The following is a 5,582-nucleotide window of genomic DNA, read 5'->3' as shown; positions in this document are numbered from 1 at the left end:
AAGAATGTCCGGCGGTGTCCTACTCTCCCACAGGGTCCCCCCTGCAGTACCATCGGCGCTGCGAGTCTTAGCTTCCGGGTTCGGAATGTGTCCGGGCGTTTCCCTCGCGCTATGGCCGCCGAAACTCTGGCCACACCGCTACCAACCCGGGGGGTTGGGGGTGTGTGGTTTCGGGTGTTCATTGCTGAACGGGTTCGTTGTTGAGTTGTTGGTTCGTCTGAAGGGAACCACAGAGTGGACGCGAGCAATCCGTAGGCCACCCACACCAGCCTTATGTAAACGGTGTTGGGTGTAGTGATTGTCAAGTTATCGGCTTATTAGTACCGGTCAGCTCCACACGTCGTTAGTTCGTGCTTCCACATCCGGCCTATCAACCCAGTCGTCTACTGGGAGCCTCTCCCCCGAAGGGATGGAAATCTCATCTCGAGGCCGGCTTCCCGCTTAGATGCTTTCAGCGGTTATCCATCCCGAACGTAGCTAACCAGCGGTGCTCCTGGCGGAACAACTGGCACACCAGAGGTTCGTCCAACCCGGTCCTCTCGTACTAGGGTCAGATCCTCTCAAATTTCCTACGCGCGCAGCGGATAGGGACCGAACTGTCTCACGACGTTCTAAACCCAGCTCGCGTACCGCTTTAATGGGCGAACAGCCCAACCCTTGGGACCTACTCCAGCCCCAGGATGCGACGAGCCGACATCGAGGTGCCAAACCATGCCGTCGATATGGACTCTTGGGCAAGATCAGCCTGTTATCCCCGAGGTACCTTTTATCCGTTGAGCGACAGCGCTTCCACAAGCCACTGCCGGATCACTAGTCCCGACTTTCGTCCCTGCTCGACCTGTCAGTCTCACAGTCAAGCTCCCTTGTGCACTTACACTCGCCACCTGATTGCCAACCAGGTTGAGGGAACCTTTGGGCGCCTCCGTTACTTTTTGGGAGGCAACCGCCCCAGTTAAACTACCCACCAGGCACTGTCCCTGAACCGGATCACGGTTCGAAGTTAGATATCCAGAGTGACCAGAGTGGTATTTCAACAACGACTCCACCGACACTAGCGTGCCAGCTTCAAAGTCTCCCACCTATCCTACACAAGCCACACCGAACACCAATACCAAGCTGTAGTAAAGGTCACGGGGTCTTTCCGTCCTGCTGCGCGTAACGAGCATCTTTACTCGTAATGCAATTTCGCCGAGTTCGCGGTTGAGACAGCTGGGAAGTCGTTACGCCATTCGTGCAGGTCGGAACTTACCCGACAAGGAATTTCGCTACCTTAGGATGGTTATAGTTACCACCGCCGTTTACTGGGGCTTAACTTCTCAGCTTCGCTCACAAGGAGCTAACCGTTCCGCTTAACCTTCCAGCACCGGGCAGGCGTCAGTCCGTATACATCGTCTTGCGACTTGGCACGGACCTGTGTTTTTAGTAAACAGTCGCTTCCCACTGGTCTCTGCGGCCATCCACGCTTCCCCCAGCAAGTGGGTTCACGCTTCAGGCCCCCCTTCTCCCGAAGTTACGGGGGCATTTTGCCGAGTTCCTTAACCACGATTCTCTCGATCTCCTCGGTATTCTCTACCTGACCACCTGAGTCGGTTTGGGGTACGGGCGGCTAGAACCTCGCGTCGATGCTTTTCTCGGCAGCATAGGATCACCCACTTTTCATCCGCATCGCGTCTCAACCATCATGAGTCGCGGATTTGCCTACGACTCGGCCTACACGCTTGCCCCGGGTCAACCATCGCCCGGGTTGGGCTACCTTCCTGCGTCACACCTGTTAATACGCTCACGCCACCAGACGGGGTCGCATGCCGCCACCAGCATCACCCCGAAGGGATCCACCAGTCTTGGGATGCTTAGCACTTCTGATCTTGTGTGGGCGGTTCTTCGCCGGTACGGGAATATCAACCCGTTGTCCATCGACTACGCCTGTCGGCCTCGCCTTAGGTCCCGACTTACCCAGGGCAGATTAGCTTGACCCTGGAACCCTTGGTCTTCCGGAGGACGGGTTTCTCACCCGTCTTTCGCTACTCATGCCTGCATTCTCACTCGTGTGCCGTCCACGGCTGGATCACTCCGCCGCTTCACCCAGCACACGACGCTCTCCTACCCATCCACACGACTGGACCACGAAGGCCTATCGATTGTATGAATGCCACGACTTCGGTGGCGTGCTTGAGCCCCGTTACATTGTCGGCGCGGAATCACTTGACCAGTGAGCTATTACGCACTCTTTCAAGGGTGGCTGCTTCTAAGCCAACCTCCTGGTTGTCTGTGCAACTCCACATCCTTTCCCACTTAGCACGCGCTTAGGGACCTTAGTCGGTGGTCTGGGTTGTTTCCCTCTCGACGATGAAGCTTATCCCCCACCGTCTCACTGCTGCGCTCTCACTTACCGGCATTCGGAGTTTGGCTGACGTCAGTAACCTGTTGAGGCCCATCGGCCATCCAGTAGCTCTACCTCCGGCAAGAAACACGCAACGCTGCACCTAAATGCATTTCGGAGAGAACCAGCTATCACGAAGTTTGATTGGCCTTTCACCCCTATCCACAGCTCATCCCCTCCATTTTCAACTGAAGTGGGTTCGGTCCTCCACGACGTCTTACCGTCGCTTCAACCTGGCCATGGATAGATCACTTCGCTTCGGGTCTAGGACCTGCGACTGAATACGCCCTATTCAGACTCGCTTTCGCTACGGCTCCCCCACACGGGTTAACCTCGCCACAGATCACTAACTCGCAGGCTCATTCTTCAAAAGGCACGCCGTCACCCCAACAAGGAGGCTCCGACGGTTTGTAAGCAAACGGTTTCAGGTACTATTTCACTCCCCTCCCGGGGTACTTTTCACCTTTCCCTCACGGTACTTGTCCGCTATCGGTCATCTGGGAGTATTTAGGCTTACCAGGTGGTCCTGGCAGATTCACACGGGATTTCTCGGGCCCCGTGCTACTTGGGATCCCCTTCCGGCCGGCATGCAATTTCGACTACGGGACTCACACCCACTCCGGTTCGGCTTTCAATCCGATTCGTCTATCACACACACAGTCACCGCGACTGTCCGGCAGAACAGTCCGAAAGGTCCCACAACCCCCACTGCGCAACCCCTGCCGGGTATCACACGCAATAGGTTTGGCCTCTTCCGCTTTCGCTCGCCACTACTCACGGAATCACGGTTGTTTTCTCTTCCTGTGGGTACTGAGATGTTTCACTTCCCCACGTTCCCTCTACCCGCCCTATACATTCAGGCGGGAGTCACCAGGTCACCCAAAGGGCCTGGCGGGGTTTCCCCATTCGGAAATCCTCGGATCACAGCTCGTTTATCAACTCCCCGAGGCTTATCGCAGATTACGACGTCCTTCTTCGGCTCCAGATGCCAAGGCATCCACCGTTTGCTCTTAGAAACTTGAAATCACATGAGTTCAAAGAAACCACCAACCCCAAAAGGGATCAGTGGTGACCAATGATTAGTCGGCACACCACCCGAAAGTGATGTGCATCAAATCTTTGTGAAACAGCCAAAAGGCCGTTTCTAAGATGCTCGCGTCCACTATGTAGTTCTCAACAGACGAACAGTGCCACCACACCCACACCGAAACCCGGTGAAGATCCGACGGCCTGTCAGAAGTCCAACACACACCACCATCCAAAAGACAGCGGCTGCGCCCGGTCCCTCAGGACCCAACAGCGTGCATGCACCAACCCCGCCCACCCAATCCGTTCCAACCAACCCGAAGGCCGGCGTACTGAAACCAGATGCTTGCGACTGATGCCTAGTTCAATGTTCCACCCATGAGCACCCAGCGAAGAACGCGCTCTACTCGAAGTGAGCAGAACTGGCTTCGATCTGGGTCTCCTGGAAGACCCGAAAGTCTCCAGTGCTCCTTAGAAAGGAGGTGATCCAGCCGCACCTTCCGGTACGGCTACCTTGTTACGACTTAGTCCTAATCACCGATCCCACCTTCGACGGCTCCCTCCACAAGGGTTAGGCCACCGGCTTCGGGTGTTACCGACTTTCATGACTTGACGGGCGGTGTGTACAAGGCCCGGGAACGTATTCACCGCAGCGTTGCTGATCTGCGATTACTAGCGACTCCGACTTCATGAGGTCGAGTTGCAGACCTCAATCCGAACTGAGACCGGCTTTTTGGGATTCGCTCCGCCTTACGACATCGCAGCCCTTTGTACCGGCCATTGTAGCATGCGTGAAGCCCAAGACATAAGGGGCATGATGATTTGACGTCATCCCCACCTTCCTCCGAGTTGACCCCGGCAGTCTCACATGAGTCCCCACCATAACGTGCTGGCAACATGCGACGAGGGTTGCGCTCGTTGCGGGACTTAACCCAACATCTCACGACACGAGCTGACGACAACCATGCACCACCTGTATACGAGTGTCCAAAGAGTTCCCCATCTCTGGGGCGTTCTCGTATATGTCAAGCCTTGGTAAGGTTCTTCGCGTTGCATCGAATTAATCCGCATGCTCCGCCGCTTGTGCGGGCCCCCGTCAATTCCTTTGAGTTTTAGCCTTGCGGCCGTACTCCCCAGGCGGGGCGCTTAATGCGTTAGCTACGACACGGAAACCGTGGAAAGGTCCCCACATCTAGCGCCCAACGTTTACGGCGTGGACTACCAGGGTATCTAATCCTGTTCGCTCCCCACGCTTTCGCTCCTCAGCGTCAGTTACGGCCCAGAGAACTGCCTTCGCCATCGGTGTTCCTCCTGATATCTGCGCATTCCACCGCTACACCAGGAATTCCATTCTCCCCTACCGCACTCAAGTCTGCCCGTACCCACTGCAGGCTAGAGGTTGAGCCTCTAGATTTCACAGCAGACGCGACAAACCGCCTACGAGCTCTTTACGCCCAATAATTCCGGACAACGCTCGGACCCTACGTATTACCGCGGCTGCTGGCACGTAGTTAGCCGGTCCTTTTTCTGCAAGTACCGTCACCCCGAAAGGCTTCTTCCTTACTAAAAGCGGTTTACAACCCGAAGGCCGTCATCCCGCACGCGGCGTTGCTGCATCAGGCTTGCGCCCATTGTGCAATATTCCCCACTGCTGCCTCCCGTAGGAGTCTGGGCCGTGTCTCAGTCCCAGTGTGGCCGGTCACCCTCTCAGGCCGGCTACCCGTCGACGCCTTGGTGAGCCATTACCTCACCAACAAGCTGATAGGCCGCGAGTCCATCCCAAACCGAAAAACTTTCCACCAAACCTCATGCGAGGAAAGGTCCTATCCGGTATTAGCACCGATTTCTCGGAGTTATCCCAGAGTCCAGGGCAGGTTACTCACGTGTTACTCACCCGTTCGCCACTAATCCCCAAGTGCAAGCACCTGGTTCATCGTTCGACTTGCATGTGTTAAGCACGCCGCCAGCGTTCGTCCTGAGCCAGGATCAAACTCTCCAAAAAAAATGGCTCCAACACCCCAACAAGCAGGACGCGGAAATTTGATCTCTGACCGAGAAACAATCATTGCTGACTGTCCATCAATCCAAAGGAATCCCACCAGCCAAACGACTGGACAGGGTTCAAAAATTGGCATTGAACATAGTGCACGCTGTTGAGTTCTCAAGAAACGGACGC

3 rRNA genes are annotated in these 5,582 nt (G+C 55.8%); all 3 read right to left on the bottom strand.

The features are described 5' to 3' along the window. Positions 1 to 6: 6 nt before the first annotated feature. The 3 genes from rrf to RH864_RS19100 all read right to left on the bottom strand — a co-directional run bounded on the left by rrf (position 7) and on the right by RH864_RS19100 (position 5,408). Positions 7 to 123 (bottom strand): 5S ribosomal RNA (gene rrf, locus RH864_RS19110). A gap of 174 nt (positions 124 to 297) precedes the next feature. Further along, a 23S ribosomal RNA gene (locus RH864_RS19105) occupies positions 298 to 3,404 on the bottom strand. Positions 3,405 to 3,881: 477 nt separating this feature from the next. Next, a 16S ribosomal RNA gene (locus RH864_RS19100) occupies positions 3,882 to 5,408 on the bottom strand. The 16S, 23S and 5S rRNA genes sit together here, the layout of an rRNA operon. Positions 5,409 to 5,582 lie beyond the last annotated feature (174 nt).

The organism is Agromyces aerolatus (assembly GCF_031432255.1).
Classification (GTDB): Bacteria; Actinomycetota; Actinomycetes; order Actinomycetales; family Microbacteriaceae; genus Agromyces.
The sequence above is the reverse complement of the archived record's forward strand: the minus strand, read 5'-3'. Positions and strand labels throughout refer to the sequence as shown.